This window comes from Mesorhizobium sp. B2-8-1 (genome assembly GCF_006440955.1).
Taxonomy (GTDB): Bacteria; Pseudomonadota; Alphaproteobacteria; order Rhizobiales; family Rhizobiaceae; genus Mesorhizobium.
Genome location: NZ_VFTX01000003.1, coordinates 548452 through 564302, shown reverse-complemented (window position 1 = coordinate 564302; position 15851 = coordinate 548452). Strand labels below are relative to the sequence as shown.

Annotated in this window: 17 protein-coding genes; 3 read left to right on the top strand and 14 right to left on the bottom strand. The window is 64.2% G+C overall.

The annotated features are described in order from the left end of the window. Window positions 1–10: 10 nt before the first annotated feature. The 5 genes from FJ428_RS11170 to ccmA all read right to left on the bottom strand — a co-directional run bounded on the left by FJ428_RS11170 (window position 11) and on the right by ccmA (window position 2356). The gene (locus FJ428_RS11170; protein WP_140879445.1) at window positions 11–592 is read right to left on the bottom strand and encodes a DsbE family thiol:disulfide interchange protein; all 582 of its coding nucleotides are present in this window, start codon (window positions 590–592) and stop codon (window positions 11–13) included. After that, window positions 589–762, bottom strand: coding sequence for a heme exporter protein CcmD (gene ccmD / locus FJ428_RS11165; protein ID WP_140514011.1), 174 nt, complete (start codon window positions 760–762; stop codon window positions 589–591). Before ccmD ends, FJ428_RS11170 begins: the two co-directional genes overlap by 4 nt. Then, window positions 759–908 (bottom strand): hypothetical protein, encoded by a 150-nt coding sequence (locus tag FJ428_RS30260; protein WP_181167271.1) that lies wholly within the window; start codon window positions 906–908, stop codon window positions 759–761. The genes ccmD and FJ428_RS30260 overlap by 4 nt, the downstream gene beginning before the upstream one ends. Next, window positions 895–1560 carry a heme exporter protein CcmB gene (gene ccmB / locus FJ428_RS11160; RefSeq protein WP_140492261.1) on the bottom strand — a complete coding sequence of 222 codons (666 nt, stop codon included), beginning with the start codon at window positions 1558–1560 and terminating at the stop codon, window positions 895–897. Before ccmB ends, FJ428_RS30260 begins: the two co-directional genes overlap by 14 nt. 193 nt (window positions 1561–1753) lie before the next feature. Continuing rightward, on the bottom strand, window positions 1754–2356 hold the full coding sequence (ccmA, locus tag FJ428_RS11155; protein ID WP_140879444.1) for a heme ABC exporter ATP-binding protein CcmA: 603 nt from the start codon (window positions 2354–2356) through the stop codon (window positions 1754–1756). A 284-nt stretch (window positions 2357–2640) separates the two neighbouring features. Here ccmA and acnA point away from each other — a divergent pair, with 284 nt between their 5' ends. After that, window positions 2641–5331: an aconitate hydratase AcnA gene (gene acnA, locus FJ428_RS11150; RefSeq protein WP_140879443.1), complete on the top strand. Its 2691-nt coding sequence runs from the start codon at window positions 2641–2643 to the stop codon at window positions 5329–5331. Between the two features lie 38 nt (window positions 5332–5369). Here the strand turns inward: acnA and FJ428_RS11145 are convergent, their stop codons facing one another. After that, window positions 5370–6047, bottom strand: a complete 678-nt coding sequence (locus FJ428_RS11145) for a ceramidase domain-containing protein (protein WP_140879441.1) — start codon at window positions 6045–6047, stop codon at window positions 5370–5372. A gap of 180 nt (window positions 6048–6227) precedes the next feature. Between FJ428_RS11145 and FJ428_RS11140 the strand changes: the two genes are divergently transcribed. Continuing rightward, window positions 6228–7043 (top strand): thioredoxin family protein, encoded by an 816-nt coding sequence (locus FJ428_RS11140; RefSeq protein ID WP_140580207.1) that lies wholly within the window; start codon window positions 6228–6230, stop codon window positions 7041–7043. 91 nt (window positions 7044–7134) lie between these two features. Here FJ428_RS11140 and FJ428_RS11135 read toward each other — a convergent pair whose 3' ends face one another. The 6 genes from FJ428_RS11135 to FJ428_RS11110 all read right to left on the bottom strand — a co-directional run bounded on the left by FJ428_RS11135 (window position 7135) and on the right by FJ428_RS11110 (window position 13205). Then, a complete protein-coding gene (locus FJ428_RS11135; RefSeq protein ID WP_140625375.1) occupies window positions 7135–8520 on the bottom strand; it encodes an FAD-binding oxidoreductase in 1386 nt (461 codons plus the stop codon). Window positions 8521–8644: 124 nt separating this feature from the next. Further along, window positions 8645–9757 (bottom strand): ABC transporter ATP-binding protein, encoded by a 1113-nt coding sequence (locus FJ428_RS11130; RefSeq protein WP_140662687.1) that lies wholly within the window; start codon window positions 9755–9757, stop codon window positions 8645–8647. After that, a complete protein-coding gene (locus FJ428_RS11125) occupies window positions 9754–10551 on the bottom strand; it encodes an ABC transporter permease (RefSeq protein WP_140514017.1) in 798 nt (265 codons plus the stop codon). Before FJ428_RS11125 ends, FJ428_RS11130 begins: the two co-directional genes overlap by 4 nt. Beyond that, on the bottom strand, window positions 10551–11414 hold the full coding sequence (locus tag FJ428_RS11120; protein WP_140879440.1) for an ABC transporter permease: 864 nt from the start codon (window positions 11412–11414) through the stop codon (window positions 10551–10553). The genes FJ428_RS11125 and FJ428_RS11120 overlap by 1 nt, the downstream gene beginning before the upstream one ends. 22 nt (window positions 11415–11436) lie before the next feature. Beyond that, entirely contained in the window at window positions 11437–12507 is a 1071-nt protein-coding gene (locus FJ428_RS11115; protein WP_181165196.1) for an extracellular solute-binding protein, read from the bottom strand. Between the two features lie 35 nt (window positions 12508–12542). Continuing rightward, a complete protein-coding gene (locus FJ428_RS11110; protein WP_140879439.1) occupies window positions 12543–13205 on the bottom strand; it encodes an XRE family transcriptional regulator in 663 nt (220 codons plus the stop codon). A gap of 536 nt (window positions 13206–13741) precedes the next feature. Here FJ428_RS11110 and FJ428_RS11105 point away from each other — a divergent pair. Next, a complete protein-coding gene (locus FJ428_RS11105; protein WP_140514020.1) occupies window positions 13742–14128 on the top strand; it encodes a DUF2794 domain-containing protein in 387 nt (128 codons plus the stop codon). Between the two features lie 52 nt (window positions 14129–14180). Here the strand turns inward: FJ428_RS11105 and FJ428_RS11100 are convergent, their stop codons facing one another. Both FJ428_RS11100 and FJ428_RS11095 read right to left on the bottom strand, forming a co-directional pair. Beyond that, window positions 14181–14750 carry a GNAT family N-acetyltransferase gene (locus tag FJ428_RS11100; protein WP_140628263.1) on the bottom strand — a complete coding sequence of 190 codons (570 nt, stop codon included), beginning with the start codon at window positions 14748–14750 and terminating at the stop codon, window positions 14181–14183. A 124-nt stretch (window positions 14751–14874) separates the two neighbouring features. After that, complete coding sequence (locus FJ428_RS11095) at window positions 14875–15648, bottom strand: Bax inhibitor-1/YccA family protein (protein ID WP_140492223.1); 774 nt, start codon at window positions 15646–15648, stop codon at window positions 14875–14877. Window positions 15649–15851 lie beyond the last annotated feature (203 nt).

Below are 15851 nucleotides of genomic sequence, written 5' to 3'. Positions count from 1 at the left end.
GCCGGTCACGTCAGTTCGGCGCGGCCAGCGCCTTCTCGATCTGCGGCAACAGCAGCGTCTGAGCCGTCTCGGCCGTCAGCGGCCCGACATGCTTGTAGACTATTTTGCCGTCCTTGCCGATGACGAAGGTTTCCGGCACGCCATAGACGCCCCAGTCGATCGCCGTGCGGCCGGCCTCGTCGACGCCGATCGCCTGGAACGGATTGCCGAGATCGCCGAGGAACCGGCGGGCGTTTTCCGGCCGGTCCTTGTAGTTCAGAGCCGCCATGGTGAAGCGCCTGTCCTGCGCCAGCCCCAAAAGCACCGGGTGCTCTTCGCGGCAAGGCGCGCACCATGAGGCGAAGACGTTGACCAGCGTCACCTTGCCGGCAAACGATTTCGAATCGAGTCCCGGCAGGTTCGTGCCGTCCAGCGGGGGCAGGTTGGTCGGCGGCGCCGGCAGGCCGATCAGCGCCGACGGCACCTCCGAAGTGTCGCGCCCCGACAGGAGTTGCGCCAGGAACAGCCCCGCCAGCCCGAGGAAGACCAGCAGCGGCAACAGCACGAACAGGCGGCGCCGGGGCGGCGCCGGCGTTGGCATATCCGTGCTCATGACGCGCGCTCCCCGCCCTTGTCGGAGCGTCGGCGCACGCCCGCCGCCTCGAGTTCGGCCAGTTCGCGCTTGCGGGCCCGTTGATCGAGCAGGATCCAGCCGATCAGCCCGGCCAGCGCAATCGCCGTGACGGCATAGGCGGCGGTGACGTAGAGCGCATGCGGGCTCATGCCGGCTGCCTCGTCGGCATGCCGCCCGCCAATTCGATCCTTCCGCCGTGCTCGATCATGCCTTCCCTTAGCCCCGCGCCGGTGACCGCGCAATTGGCCGCCGCGCCGCAGCCCCTGCCGGTCGTGGCCGCCTCAATCCGTGCCATGGCGCAGCGCCAGCGCCGCCGCCAGCGGTCCGAGCACGGCAAGAAACAACGTCAGCGCGGCAAGAATGAGGAAAGGCTGCAGGAACGGATCGGGATTGGCCGTCGCGCCGTAACTCGCCGAAACCCCGAAGATCAGCACCGGGATGGTCAGCGGCAGCACCAGCACCGAGATCAGGAGTCCGCCGCGCGGCAGCGCCACCGCCACCGCCGCGCCGACGGCGCCGATGAAAGTGATCGCCGGCGTGCCGACCAGCAGCGTAAGCGCCGTGGCGCCGATGGCGACCGGCTCCATGTTCATGAACAGGCCGAGCAGGGGCGCGGCGACCACCAGCGGCAGCACGCTGCCCGCCCAATGCGCCAGGCATTTGGTGAGCACCGTCAGCGCCAGCATGTGGCGGTCGTTGCCAAGCACCAGGAGATCGAGCGAGCCGTCCTCGCGGTCGGCCTGGAACAACCGGTCGAGGCCGAGCAAGCAAGAGAGCAGTGCTCCGATCCACAGGATCGCCGGGCCGATGCGGGCTAGCAGTCTCAGGTCCGGCCCGACGCCGAAGGGAATGGTGGCGATCACGGCGAGGAAGAAGATTACGCCCGTCAGCGCCCCGCCGCCGGCCCGAATCGAAAGGCGGATATCGCGGAGGAGGAGGGCTAGCATGATATGAGATACTCGCGCTTGAGCGCCCCCCTCTGTCCTGCCGGACACCTCCTCCGCAAGGGGGGAGATCGGATGTCACCCCGGCCTTCGCCGATTTTCAACGTTGGAAAGCGGGCGAGGCGCCGAAGCTGCCAATCTCCCCCCTTGCGGGGGAGATGTCCGGCAGGACAGAGGGGGGTGTTCAAGCTCGGCATTACTCCCCCATCCTCAATTCCGTCGCCCCCTCGATCCCGAGCGGCAGATGCGTTGCCGCGACGATCATCCCGCCCTCGGAACAATGCCCCCTCATCAATCCCGCGAATCGCGCCTCCGAATCCTTGTCCAGACCCGCCGTCGGCTCGTCGAGCAGCCAGATCGGCCGGTGGCTGAGCAGCAGTTTCGCAATCGCCGCGCGTCGTCTTTGCCCGGTCGAGAGATAGCCGAACGGCAGATGGCCGATGCCGCCCAGTCCGACCGTCTCCAGCGCCTCCTCGACGCCGAAGGATCCACCGCCGTTGAAGTCGCGCCAGAAGCGCAGGTTTTCCGTCACGCTGAGCGCCATTTTCATTGCGTTCTGATGGCCGAGATAGTGGCAGGCCGAAGCGATCGACGGAAATTCATCGCCGCCGCCCTCGATCAGCAAATTGCCTTCAGCCTTCGGCAGCAGTCCGGCGACGATCCTGAGCAAGGTCGATTTGCCTGATCCGTTCGGCCCGGTGACGACAAGCGCCTGGCCTTGATCGAGCTCAAAGCCAATGCCCGAAAACACCGTCTCGCCGCCGCGTTCGCCGCCCAGATTTTCGGCGATAAGCCGCATCCCTCGCCCGCCCTGAAACAATCCGCCTCGGCCCCTGCCGCATCGCACAAATTTGCTTTTTAACTGTCTAGAACTATTCCAGAAAATTCTCTATATGCGGTGCATCCGTGCCAGCGGTCGGCGCGGGAACAGAACTAGCGCCGAACCAGCGCACGCGCCGCCTTGAACGGCTCGGGTTGCTTGGGAGCGGACAGCGGAAATGGCCGTACCCGCACCTTTGCGCGTGATTGCATGCCATCGGCGTCCGTTCCCTTTCAGGCTGAACAGACAAGGACGGATCGCACGTGTCAAAATCCCTCGACAGTTTCAATTGCCGCCGCACGCTGAAAGCGGGCGACGCCGAATATACCTATTTCGACCTCGTCGAGGCCGAGAAGAACGGGCTCACCGGCATCGCCCAATTGCCTTATTCGATGAAGGTTCTGCTGGAGAACCTTCTGCGCAACGAGGACGGCCGCTCCGTCACCAAGGACTCGATCAAGGCCGTCGCCGGCTGGCTGACCGACAAGGGGACGGCCGGCGTCGAGATTGCCTATCGCCCTGCCCGTGTCCTGATGCAGGATTTCACCGGCGTTCCGGCGGTGGTCGACCTGGCGGCGATGCGCGACGCAATGGCCTCGCTCGGCGGCGACCCGCAAAAGATCAACCCGCTGGTGCCGGTCGACCTCGTCATCGACCATTCCGTCATTGTCGACGAGTTCGGCTCGCCGATGGCCTTCGCGCGCAATGTCGAGCTCGAATATGAGCGCAACGAGGAACGCTACAAGTTCCTGAAATGGGGCCAGCAGGCGTTCCGCAATTTCCGCGTCGTGCCACCCGGTACCGGCATCTGCCATCAGGTCAACCTCGAATATCTCGGCCAGGTGGTGTGGACCAACACCGAGGACGGCGAAACGACCGCTTATCCCGACACCTGCGTCGGTACCGATTCGCACACCACAATGATCAACGGCCTCGGCGTGCTCGGCTGGGGCGTCGGCGGCATCGAAGCCGAGGCGGCCATGCTCGGCCAGCCCGTCTCCATGCTTTTGCCCGAGGTCATCGGCTTCCGCCTCACCGGCAAGCTGAAGGAGGGCGTCACCGCCACCGACCTCGTGCTCACCGTCACCCAGATGCTGCGCAAGAAGGGCGTCGTCGGCAAGTTCGTCGAATTCTTCGGTCCCGGTCTCTCCAATATGACGCTGGCCGACCGCGCCACCATCGGCAATATGGCGCCTGAATATGGCGCCACCTGCGGCTTTTTCCCGGTCGATAGCGAGACCATCCGCTACCTCACAATGTCGGGCCGCGAGGAAAGCCGCATCGCGCTGGTCGAAGCCTACTCCAAGGCGCAAGGCATGTGGCGTGACGCAGGCTCCGCCGACCCGGTCTTCACCGACTTGCTGGAGCTCGATCTCGGCGACGTCGTGCCGTCGATGGCCGGCCCGAAGCGCCCAGAGGGCCGCGTCGCGCTGGAAGGCATCCCGGCCGGCTTCGTCAAGGCTATGGACACCGAATACAAGAAGGCGGCTGAAATCTCGAAGCGCTACGCCGTCGAAGGCACCGGCCATGATCTCGGCCATGGCGACGTCGTCATCGCCGCCATCACCTCCTGCACCAACACCTCGAACCCGAGCGTGCTGATCGGCGCCGGCCTGCTCGCCCGCAACGCCAATCGCCTCGGCCTCAAGCAGAAGCCCTGGGTGAAGACCTCGTTGGCGCCAGGCAGCCAGGTGGTCGCCGAATATCTCGAGAAATCCGGCCTGCAGAAGGAGCTCGACCAGATCGGCTTCAACCTGGTCGGCTTCGGCTGCACCACCTGCATCGGCAATTCCGGCCCGCTGCCGGCGCCGATCTCCAAGACCATCAACGATAAGGGTTTGATTGCCGCCGCGGTGCTTTCCGGCAACCGCAACTTCGAGGGCCGTGTCTCGCCCGACGTGCAGGCCAACTATCTCGCCTCGCCGCCGCTGGTCGTGGCGCACGCGCTGGCCGGCACGGTGACGAAAGACTTGACTACCGAGCCGCTCGGCGAGGACAGGAACGGCAAGCCGGTCTACCTCAAGGATATCTGGCCGAGCTCGGCGGAAATCCAGGAATTCATCGAGAAGAACGTGACGCGCGAGCTGTTCGCCCGCAAATATGCCGACGTCTTCAAGGGCGATGAGAACTGGCAGAACGTCAAGGCGCCGGAAGGCCAGACCTATGCCTGGGACGACAATTCCACCTATGTGCAGAACCCGCCCTATTTCGCCGGCATGACCACGGGCTTCGGCAAGATCGGCGACATCAAGGGCGCCCGCGTGCTGGGCTTGTTCGGCGACAAGATCACCACCGACCACATTTCGCCAGCGGGCTCGATCAAGGCCGCATCGCCGGCCGGCAAATACCTTACCGAGCATGGCGTCGGCGTTGCCGACTTCAACCAGTACGGCACGCGCCGCGGCAACCATGAGGTGATGATGCGCGGCACCTTCGCCAACATCCGCATCCGCAACCACATGCTGGGCGAGAATGGCAGGGAAGGCGGCCACACCATCCATTACCCGTCGAAGGAAGAGGAATCGATCTACGACGCGGCGATGCAATACAAGAAGGAAGGCGTGCCGCTGGTCATCTTCGCCGGCGTCGAATACGGCAACGGCTCGTCGCGCGACTGGGCGGCCAAGGGAACGAATCTCCTTGGTGTCCGCGCGGTCATCGCCCAGTCCTTCGAGCGCATCCACCGCTCCAACCTGGTCGGCATGGGCGTCATCCCCTTCGTCTTCGAGGAAGGCACCTCATGGGCTTCGCTCAACCTGAAAGGGGATGAGCTGGTCGAGATCGACGGCCTGGACGCCCTCAAGCCGCGCCAGAAGATGGAAGCCAGGATCACCTATGGCGACGGCACGGTGAAGAAGGTGCCGATCATCTGCCGCATCGATACGCTTGACGAACTCGACTACTTCAAGAACGGCGGCATTTTGCAGTACGTGTTGCGCGATCTTGCCGCGTAGCGGCAAGGGAGTAGGGCTTAGGCAGTAGGAAATAGGACCTACTGCCTACTGCCTCGCTGTGGCGCGCCGTAGCGCGCCGCGGCGGCCAGCAGCACGCCCAGCATCAGCCCGTTGAGCAGGTGCCAGAGGAAGTGCGTGCCGAGCGGGAAGCTGGTGCAGACCAGCGGATCGACCATGCGGCAGATGACCGACAGCACGAAGATCGCCGATCCGGCCAGATTATACCAGCCGGCGCGATTGCCGCTGGCCGCCACCCAGACACCGAAGAAGGCGAGCGCCAGGAACGGCGGCAGGTAGCCTGTGGTGCCGTTCGACGCCTGGCGCAGCCAATCCGGTACGGCCAGAGTCATCGCTCCGACAACGGCATAGAAAACGACGAAGATCGCGATCGCCTTGCCCCATTCCAGGCGCAGGAAGCGGCGCAGGTTGAACAGCGTGTAGGCCAGCGTGAAGCCGGCGATCGGCACCACGTCTGCCCAGACCGTTCCCTTGGTAGCGAAGATGTGAAAGATCGTCGAGCCGACGCCGATCGCCACCACCCACCAGGCCAGGACCTCGGCGAAAATGCCGGTCCTGCATCGCCGCACTTCGCGGACGCCCCATAGTCCCGCGGCAATGAAAGCCAGGTTGGTCAAAGCATTCACCGGCTCGGCCCAAAGTTCAGGACCCGTTCGCTCGCAATAGAGATCGACTGGAGCCAGGAAACTTTGCCACATGATGATGATCCCGCCCCCGAATCGAACCGCCGGTTGAAATGCAGTGGGCTTCTCCTATTGCCGCCCTACCCAGGCTTGCAATGGCAAAATTTCACCGCAACGTGACTTCCCGTTGACTTCCGGTTCTGCCACATATTTCAGCCAATCAAAACAAAGCCGGCATCACCGGCGGGAATTGGAATGGTCATGGCCTCGCGTAGATCATTGTGGCTGGCAGCGTTCGCGCTGGCCTTCTCGGCGTTTGCCGGTGCCGGGCACGCCGGCGAGTCCGGCAGGCTCCCGGCCGACAAGCCCCAGGGCGACAGGCCCGTGGGCGTGGTCGAGCTGTTCACCAGCCAAGGCTGCAGTTCCTGCCCGCCTGCCGACGCCTTCTTCTCCGAACTTGCCGCCAGGCAGGATCTTGTCGCGCTCTCCTATCACGTCGGTTATTGGGATTATCTCGGCTGGCGGGACACGCTGAGCAGCAAGGAAAACACCGAGCGGCAATATGAGTATATGCGGGCCTTCGGCAACCGCTCAGTCTATACGCCGCAGGCGGTCATCAACGGCCGGGTCCATGTGAACGGCGCCAATCGCGGCGAGGTCGATGGCCAACTCGCCCGCATGGCAAGGATCGGCGAAGACATGCGGGTCGCCATCAAGGTCAGCCGGACCAGCGACCGCGTCATGATCGATGCCGGCGATGGCGGGACCGGTCCCAGCGATGCTCATGTCGTCATCGTCTATTTCGAGCCGCCGCAGACGGTCACGATCGGCCAGGGCGAGAACACGGGCCGCAAGATGACCTATTGGAACGCGGTGACCGGCATCCAGACAGCGGGCATCTGGCACGGCAAGGCGCAGCGCTACGAATTGCCGATGAGTGAGATTTCCAAGAAGGGCGGCTGCGCCGTGCTTTTGCAGTCCGTCGGCAAGGACGGCCTGCCAGGGCCCATCCTGGGCGCCGCCTTCATTCACCGCCCCGGTTCCGATGCGCCGTTCGATCGAAGGCTCTGAAGCGCGCCGCCGAAAACGGAAATGATGCGACGCGCTGTCGGTCTCCATTCCTGCCTGTCGACCAAACGGAATCGCGTTTGAGTGACCTGCCTCAATGGCCGGTCAGGCGATCAGCGAAAGCGGCGAGGCGCGACGTCCGCCCCAGGCCGTTTGCCTCCCGCCGGTCGGCGATGCGGTAGAGCTGGTACATGGCGTGGACGCCGAGCCAGCGCAGCGGCTCCGGCTCCCATTTCTTCACCGTGCGGTTGACCCAGGGCAACCGGGTCAGCTCCGTGTCGTGTCCGAGCACCAGGTCGCGCAAGGTGCGGCCGGACAGGTTCGAACTGGAAACGCCGAGCCCGACATAGCCGCCGGCCCAGCCCATGCCGCTTTCGCGATCGAAGCCGCACGTCGTGCACCAGTCGCGCGGCACGCCGAGCGTGCCGCACCAGGCATGGTCGAGCCGCACGCCTTTGGTCTGCGGCAGCAGCCTGGTCAGGATCTCGTGCAGCTGGTCGATGGTCGCCTGTTGTGTCTTGCCGCGCGTGTCGGTGCGCGATCCGAAGCGGTAGGGCACGCCCCGGCCGCCCATGGCGATCCGGCCTTCCCGCGTGCGCTGCGCATAGCAGTAGGTATGCGCGGCATCGCCCAGCACCTCGTAGCCGCTCCAGCCGATTTCGTCCCAGAGCTTCTGCGGCAGCTTCTCGGTCACCACGATGGCGCTGTTCAGCGGCAGCCAGAGACGCTCGTAGCCGGCAATGCCGGCGGTGAAGCCCTCGGTGGCGCGCACGATCTTTTCGGCGCGCACGACGCCGCGGTCGGTGGTGACCTTGCCCTTCTCGAGCGCCAGCACCTGCGTCTGTTCGTAGATGGCGACGCCGAGCCGCGCGACCGCCGCCGCCAGACCCTGCACCAGCTTGGCCGGCTGCACGCGCGCGACGTCGCGCACGACGAAGGCGCCCAATACATTGTCGATGGCGATGCGCTCGCGCGCTTCCTGCGCACCGAGGAAGGCCAACCGCTCCGGCGGCATTTCCCAGTGCCGGGCCTCTTCGTACTCGGCTTTGGCGCGCTCAAGCTGCGCGGCGTTGGTGGCGACGGTGATGTTGTCGACGCGGCGGATGTCGGCGTCGATCCCTTCGGCAGCGGCAATCGCGATCACCTCGTCGACCGTGCCGGACATGGCGCGCTGCATGTCGATCACCGCCCCGCGCGAGGAGGTTTTTGCATATTTCTCGCGCGACCAGCTGAAGCCGCCGGACAGCCATCCGCCATTGCGGCCCGAGGCACCGAAGCCGGCGAACTCCTTTTCGACGATGGCGATGCGCAACGCGGGCTCTGCCTTCTTCAGATAATAGGCCGTCCACAGTCCGGTATAGCCGGCGCCGACGATGCAGACATCGGCCTCGATGTCGCCGGGCAGGGGCGGGCGGCTGGCCGGCGGGCCGCCTATGTCGGCATACCAGAACGACACGTCGCCATTGCGCTGGGCTTGCATCTTGTGATCCGTTCTCCGTGCGATTCCAGAAAAGTGTGGAGCGGTTTCCCGTCCGGAACTGCGTTCAAAACCAAGAGAGGAGGCGGCCCCGTCGTTTTCCATGGAACGGCGAGGTCGCTCTGTTTCAGGTAAGCGTCAGGTCGGCCTTGTCGTCATCGGCGAGCAGCTTCACGTCGCCGCCGGCGAAGAGCACGTCGACCTCGTCTCCAATGGCAAAGGTGTCCGCCTCGAGCGTCGATCGCACGATGGCTTTCGAGCCGTCGGCGAGCTCCACCTCGTATTTGGAGCCGGAGCCGAGATAGATGGCCTCGCCGATACGCCCGGCGAGCCGGTTGCGGCCATCCCCGCCGCCGCCGCGACGCGCAAGCGCCAGCTTTTCGGGACGCAGCAGCATCACCGGCTTGCCGCCATTGGCGAGACGCTTGGCGGTCGCCACTCTCTGGCCTGATATCTCGATCGCCGTCTCCTTGCCGGAAGTGGCGGCGGGGCCGCGCAGCACGGTGGAATCGCCGATGAACTTGCCGACGAAAAGCGTCGCCGGCTCGTCGTAGAGTTCGCGGCCGGTGCCGATCTGCTCGATGCCGCCGCGGTTGAACACGGCGATGCGGTCGGAGAGCACCAACGCCTCCTCCTGGTCGTGCGTCACATAGACGAAGGTGGTGCCGAGTTCGCGGTGGATGCGCTTGATCTCGAGCTGCAGCCATTCGCGCAGTTTCTTGTCCAGCGCGCCGAGCGGCTCGTCCATCAGCAGCAGCGGCGGATCGAAGACGATGGCGCGGGCCAGCGCCACGCGCTGCTGCTGGCCGCCCGAAAGCTCGCTTGGAAAGCGATGGCCGAAATCGGCCATCTTGACCATGTCGAGCGCGTGGCGGACGCGGCGTTCGCGTTCTGCCCCGGTGACGCCGCGCAGCTTCAGCGGATAGGCGACATTGCGGCCGACCGTCATGTGCGGGAACAGTGCATAGTGCTGGAAGACCACGCCGATGTTGCGCTTGTGCGCCGGCACGCCGACCACGCTCTTTTCCCCGACCAGCAGCTTGCCGCTGGTCAGGTCGGTAAAGCCGGCGATCACGTTCAGCGTCGTCGTCTTGCCTGAGCCGCTCGGGCCGAGCAGCGTCATGAATTCACCCGGCTCGATTCGCAGCGACACGCCGTCGAGCGCCTTGAAGGAACCATAGGCCTTGCTTACCGACTCCAGGTCGATCGCCGCACCACGATTTTCCGCTTTCCGATTCATAAGCCTCCCTTCCGCTCACGGCCAAGAAGCAGCATGCCGCCGCCGATCAGCAGTGTCGTTGCGCATAAGAGGATCGTGCCGACGGCCGCGACCGTCGGATCGGCGTCGCGCGTGATGGAAGCGAAGATCTGCACCGGCAACGTCTTGAGATAGGGATTGGTGATGAACAGCGACACGACGATCTCGTCGAAGGAGGTGGCGAAGGCGAACAGCAGGCCGGACAGTACCCCAGGGGCAATCAGCGGCAGCGTCACCGTGCGGAACGTGGTGAGCGAACCTGCGCCCAGGCTCGCCGCGGCTGTCTCCAGCCGCTTGTCGAACACTTCGAGATTGGCCGAAACGGCGATCAGCACGAAAGGCAGCGCAAGGATGGTGTGCGCCAGCACGAAGCCGAGCAGCGTGCCGACAAGCCGCGTGTCGAGATAGACGGCGTAGATGCCGATGGCCAGGACCACGCCCGGCACCACCATCGGCGTCAGCATCAGCATGCGCAGGAGGTTTGCCGGCCGCGCCTGCATGCGGTCGAGGCCGAAGGCGGCAAGGGTGCCGAGCACCGTTGCCAGAACCGCAACGATCGATGCGACCCTCAGTGAGTTGAGGAAGCTGGTCGACCAATCCGGATTGGTGACAAAATTTTCGTACCATTGCCAGGAGAAGCCCTGGGGTGGAAATGCCAGCGATTTGTTCTCGTTGAATGACATCGGCACCACGACGAGCGTCGGTGCCACCAACCATATGGCTACCAGCAGGCAGACAAGGCCCAGCATGAGGCGGGTAAGCGGCTTCATCTCCATCAGGGCCGCCCCGCTTGCCGATGGCTGGACCGCATCACGGGCGCGGCAAGCGCCAGCAGCACGAAGGTCGTGACGAGCAGCACCACGCCCATGGCGCCGCCCCTGCCCCATTGCAGGAGACTGAGCACCTGTGTCTGCACCAGCGTCGACAGCATCGTCGAGCGCGGTCCGCCGAGCAGGGCCGGCGTGATGTAGAAGCCGAGCGCCAGGATGAAGACGATGATCGCACCGGCATAGACGCCAGGCAGCGACAGCGGCAGATACACCGTGAGGAACGCGCGCGAGGGTCTCGCCCCGAGGCTCCGCGCGGCTTGCATCAGCCTGAGATCGATGCCTTTCATGACCGAATAGAGCGGCAGGATCATGAAAGGCAAAAGCACCTGCGCCATGCCGATGACCACGCCCGTCTGAGTGCGGATCAGCCTGATGCCACCGAACCCGAGCGCCCGCAGGATCGAGTTGATGACCCCCGAATCCTGCAGCAGTATCACCCAGGACAAAGTGCGTACCACGCCGCTCACCCAAAACGGGATCAACACACATAGCAGCAGCACCAAGCGCACGCGTGGTCGGACCGCGGTCATCAGATAGGCATAGGGATAGGCGCAAACCACGCAGACCAGCGTGACCCATGCTGAAATGAGGAAGGTCCGCCGGAGCACGGCTAGGTTGACGGGCGCGCCGAAGAACCAGATATAGTTCTGCAGGCCCCACTGCGGCTCCGACAGGCTGCGCACGACGATGGTGAGCAGCGGATAGCCAATCACCGCGAAGAGCAGGACCAGCGCCGGCAGCGCGAGCGCGAACGGCCGCCATGCCCGGCGCCTTTCGGCGGCCGGAATGGCTGGCTTGGACACGCTCACGGCCTTGGTCTCCCTCAGCCGGTCAGTTGCCGGACATCAGCGCGGACCACTTCTCCTGCGCCACCGCGAAGTTCGGGACCCAGAACTTGAAGTTCTGCTTGTAGCCCTGCTTCTGGCGTTCGGGCGTGTTGGTCAGGAAAGCGGAGACGGAAGCGTCGACCTTGGGCTGCGCTTCACTGTTGATCGGCGTGTAAGACGTTTGCTCCGTCAACACCTCCTGCGCGTGCTTGCCAAGATAGGCGTTGAGCAGCGCGTAGGATGCCTCCGTGTCCTTGGCGCCGACGGGGATCGTCATCTGATCCATCACCACCAGCCAGTCCTGCCAGGCCGGTGCGTATTTGGCGCCGTTCTTGACCGCGGTCATGGCGCGGCCTGTCCACATCATCAGCATGTCGGCCTCGCCGGATTCGGCGAGTTGCTGCGATTCTGCACCCGTCTTCCAGAAGATGGTATCGGGGCCCAGCTTGCGAACCACATCGATGGCCTTGTCGATATCGGCCACCGTCATCGCCTTGGGGTCCCCGCCGGCAACCTTGAACGCCTGTTCCAGCAAGCCACCGGTCGGGCTGCCGGAGCCGTCGATTCCGCGCACGCCGGGGAATTTCTGCGTGTCGAAGAAGTCGGCCCAGCTCTTGGGCGGATTGTCCTTGTACTTTTCGGTGTTGTACATCAGCACGACGCCGTAGTTCATCGCCGGCACCGAGCACTCGCCGACCTGGCCCTCGGGAATTTTCGAGACGTCGAGTTTGGTGAAGTCCAGCTTCTGGAACAGTTTGCCGCAATAGACATAAGGCGGCAGATCGTCGGTATCGACAACGTCCCATGTCACATTGCCGGACTCGACCTGCGCCTGCAGCTTGGCGATCTCGGTCGGGCCGTCATTGAGCAGCTTGACGCCCGACTTGTCCACGAACTCCTTGAGCGCTGCCGCCTGGCCGTCCTGGTAGATGCCGCCATAGGACACGAAAGTCAGGGTCTTGCCCTTCAGCGAGCCTTCGGCCACCTCTCCGGCAACCGGCTTCGATTGCGCGAGCGCGGCCGTCGCCGCCAGAAGCACGCCCAGGCACGCCGCATGTGCAAATTTCACTCTCATGTTCAACTCTCCCATTCCAGAGCTCGCATTTGTTCTCATTCACCCGGATGCGAGCGGTTTCCGGGCCTGTACTGATCGAGTTCCAGCGCGCCTGCGGTCGGCGGCGCGATGATCCAGAGCACCTCCGCCGGCGTGTCGCCGACATTGACCGTGCGGTGCGGCACCGAGGTCGCGTATTCGACGCTGTCGCCTTCGCGCATCAGATGGCGCTCGTCGGCAAGCGTCAGTTCGACAGTTCCCTTGAGCACCACGAACATCTCATGCTCGCCGCCATGCACATAGGCGTCGTCGCCGGTCGAGCCGCCGACCTCGAAATGCCCCGCATAAACCTCGAACTGATGGATCGGCCGCCGCGACAAAAGCATCTTGCGGCCTCGCACGCCGACGGGAACGACAGGTCGTTCCGCGCGCCTCAGCACCTTGTGCAACGGACGGCTGCTGCCCTCGAACAGGTCGTTGATGCCGAGATCGAGAGCGGCGGCGATCCTGAGCAGCGTGCCTGTGTTGGCGCCGCACAGATTGCGCTCGAGCTGGCTGATGAAGCTCGCCGTCGTGCCGGTCATGTCGGCCAACCGGCGCAGCGAGACGCGCCTTGCCATGCGCAGCGCCTTGATGCGGGGACCGACGCCGCCCGCCTCAGGGGTGGCCGCGACCGTGCCATTCACCTCTTTCACCGTGGAGTCCGATATGCGTGGCATTGCCGCTCCCGTTTCACTTAACACCTTATTAAGTGGCGATAGCGTTGGCAAGCGCGGACGGCATGCCAAGATTTCGGCGCGCATCGATCCTGCCGGTCGCACCGGATCGGCCTGAAAACCGTCCTATGGCGGGAAATCCACCTTAGCGGCGATCCAGACATGAAAAAACCGACGTCAGCTTGCTTCTGACGTCGGTCATTTAGGTTTTGGGATCGTCGCACCCGGTCTTTCCGAGGAAAAACCGAGGTTGGTTCGATCCGACGCAGACCCGTGGGCGGGGGGCTTGGGGTTTACGAGCCGGTGCCGGACCGAACCGTCTCAGGCAACGCCGGTAAATTCGTCGGACATTGGGGCATGAGCGCGGATAAAAAACGGCGAGAATGTGGCGGAGCATCACCAATTCCAACATGTCGTTTGCAAACGTGACTGGACGCGACGGAAATGGCGCGGGTCCGCACCGCTTCGCCGGCACTTGCAATTCGATGGCGAAAGCGCCAATTTTGGTTGGCAAAGATTCATTTTTGAAGGATCGAGGCATGACCGATCATGGCGGCGGGACGGAGGATGGCGACGCATCCGCAATACTGATCCCGCTCCACGAGGCACGCCGTGCGCGCCTCGACCAGCCGGTGCGCTTCGAGCGGCGCGAACTGGACCAGATCCTGAAACTCTACGGGCGCATGGTCGCCGCCAATGAATGGCGCGACTACGCTATCGATCATCTCACCGACAGGGCCGTGTTTTCGGTGTTCCGCCGGGCCAGCGAGGTGCCGCTGTTCCAGATCGTCAAGGACCCGAAGCTGGCACGCAAACAAGGCGCCTTCGCCGTCATCGCCGCGGGCGGCCGCATCCTCAAGCGCGGGCAGGAGCTTGGCCGTGTGCTCGGCGTCTTCGACAGCAAGTTGAAGCTGGTCGAGGCCTGAAACAGCGGCGCAATTGCTTCGGTTGGCCTCAGTCTTGGGCTCATCTAAGCCATTACTTTTCTTGACGGAATTTCCGCTCCGGCAATGATTCCGGATCGGGCGGGGCGGATGCCCCGCCGTTCAGCGCCAGTTGCATGAACACCGTGTCCAGCCAGCGGCCGTGCTTGTAGCCGGAGCCTTCGAGGCGGCCGGAATGACGAAAGCCGAGCTTTTCGTGCAGCTTGACGGAAGCGCTGTCGGGATGGCCATCGCCGATCACCGCGACGATCTGGCAAAAGCCCGCAGCCTCGGCGGCCGCGATCAGGCTTTGCATCAGTTTGAGGCCGACACCCTGGCCCTTGGCATCAGGCGCGACATAGACGGAGTCCTCGACGACAAAGCGATAGGCCGGGCGCGGCCGGAAGGGACCGGCATAGGCATAGCCGAGCACGGCGCCATCCTTTTCCGCCACAAGGTAAGGGAAGCCGCCGGCCTGGAGCGTGTCGAATCGCGTGCCCATTTCGGCGCGACCTGGCGGCTCCAGCTCGTAGCTCGCCGTGCCGCGGGTCACAGCGTCGGCATAGATTTGCGTAATGGTGTCGAGGTCGGCCGCGCGTGCGGCCCGTATAACGATAGTGCTCATTCTTTATGCAGGCCTCTTTGTCTGCCTGCAATAACAGCAAAGGTCGGCGCAAAAGAAAAGGGCGGCCGTTGGGCCGCCCCTTCCAAACCCGATGGTCCAGTCAGACCATGACGCGGACCAGCCCTTAGCGGCGGTCGCCCATGAACTGGAGCAGGAACATGAACAGGTTGATGAAGTCGAGATAGAGCGTCAGCGCGCCCATGATGGCCTTGCGGCCAGCGACGTCGGAGGCGTCGCCCTCGAAATACATCTCCTTGATCTTCTGCGTGTCGTAGGCGGTGAGGCCGGCGAAGACCAGCACGCCGATCGCCGAGACGGCGAAGGACAGCGCCGACGACTGCAGGAAGATGTTGATGACCATCGCGATGATGATGCCGAACACGCCCATGATCAGGAACGAGCCCATCGCCGTCAGGTCGCGCTTGGTCGTGTAGCCGAACAGCGACAGCGCGCCGAAGGCCGCGGCGGTGGCGAAGAAGGTCTGCGAGATGCTGGCGGTGGTGTAGACCAGGAAGATCGACGACAGCGACAGGCCGACCAGGCCCGCATAGACCCAGAACGTCGTCTGCGCCGCCGACACGCTCATCGACTGGACGCGGAACGACAGGAACAGAACGGCGGCCAGCGGGGCCAGCATCACCAGCCAGCGCAGCGGCGAGCCGAAGATCGCGTAGCCGAACGAGGTCAGCATCTCGCCGCTCGGCAGCGTCGCGACAGCCGAGGCCGGATCGGTGGTTGTGGCCAGCATGATCGTGCCGACGGCGGCAAGACCAGTGATGAGGAGACCAAGCCCCATCAAATTGTAGACCTTGATCATATAGGCGCGCAGGCCCTGATCGATGTCGACGGCGGCGCCGGGCACGGCGCGCGTCTGATAGTTGCGAATGGGTTCAGCCATTGTGGTCCTCTATTGCTTCTGCCCCGTCCGGTGTCGGGTCCACCCGGACCCAGGCGCCGCTGGCGGGACTCCAGCATGCCTGCGGCGAAATATGATGGTTATTCGCGTCAAGAACAAGACCGTAACCGGGTGTAATGCTTCGTGAGGCACGCATGGCGCGGTTTTCCAGCCCTTTGGCCGCGAAACATTACGTCGATTTAACC

Coding starts and splice junctions, on each gene's coding strand:
- FJ428_RS11130 (WP_140662687.1), bottom strand. CDS start 9,757: ATGAATCGGAAAGCGGAAAATCGTGGTGCGGCGATCGACCTGGAGTCG.
- FJ428_RS11125 (WP_140514017.1), bottom strand. CDS start 10,551: ATGGAGATGAAGCCGCTTACCCGCCTCATGCTGGGCCTTGTCTGCCTG.
- FJ428_RS11135 (WP_140625375.1), bottom strand. CDS start 8,520: ATGCAAGCCCAGCGCAATGGCGACGTGTCGTTCTGGTATGCCGACATA.
- ccmD (WP_140514011.1), bottom strand. CDS start 762: ATGAGCCCGCATGCGCTCTACGTCACCGCCGCCTATGCCGTCACGGCG.
- ccmB (WP_140492261.1), bottom strand. CDS start 1,560: ATGCTAGCCCTCCTCCTCCGCGATATCCGCCTTTCGATTCGGGCCGGC.
- FJ428_RS11140 (WP_140580207.1), top strand. CDS start 6,228: ATGGTCATGGCCTCGCGTAGATCATTGTGGCTGGCAGCGTTCGCGCTG.
- FJ428_RS11145 (WP_140879441.1), bottom strand. CDS start 6,047: ATGTGGCAAAGTTTCCTGGCTCCAGTCGATCTCTATTGCGAGCGAACG.
- FJ428_RS11170 (WP_140879445.1), bottom strand. CDS start 592: ATGAGCACGGATATGCCAACGCCGGCGCCGCCCCGGCGCCGCCTGTTC.
- FJ428_RS11095 (WP_140492223.1), bottom strand. CDS start 15,648: ATGGCTGAACCCATTCGCAACTATCAGACGCGCGCCGTGCCCGGCGCC.
- FJ428_RS30260 (WP_181167271.1), bottom strand. CDS start 908: ATGGCACGGATTGAGGCGGCCACGACCGGCAGGGGCTGCGGCGCGGCG.
- FJ428_RS11105 (WP_140514020.1), top strand. CDS start 13,742: ATGACCGATCATGGCGGCGGGACGGAGGATGGCGACGCATCCGCAATA.
- ccmA (WP_140879444.1), bottom strand. CDS start 2,356: ATGCGGCTTATCGCCGAAAATCTGGGCGGCGAACGCGGCGGCGAGACG.
- FJ428_RS11110 (WP_140879439.1), bottom strand. CDS start 13,205: ATGCCACGCATATCGGACTCCACGGTGAAAGAGGTGAATGGCACGGTC.
- FJ428_RS11115 (WP_181165196.1), bottom strand. CDS start 12,507: ATGAGAGTGAAATTTGCACATGCGGCGTGCCTGGGCGTGCTTCTGGCG.
- FJ428_RS11100 (WP_140628263.1), bottom strand. CDS start 14,750: ATGAGCACTATCGTTATACGGGCCGCACGCGCGGCCGACCTCGACACC.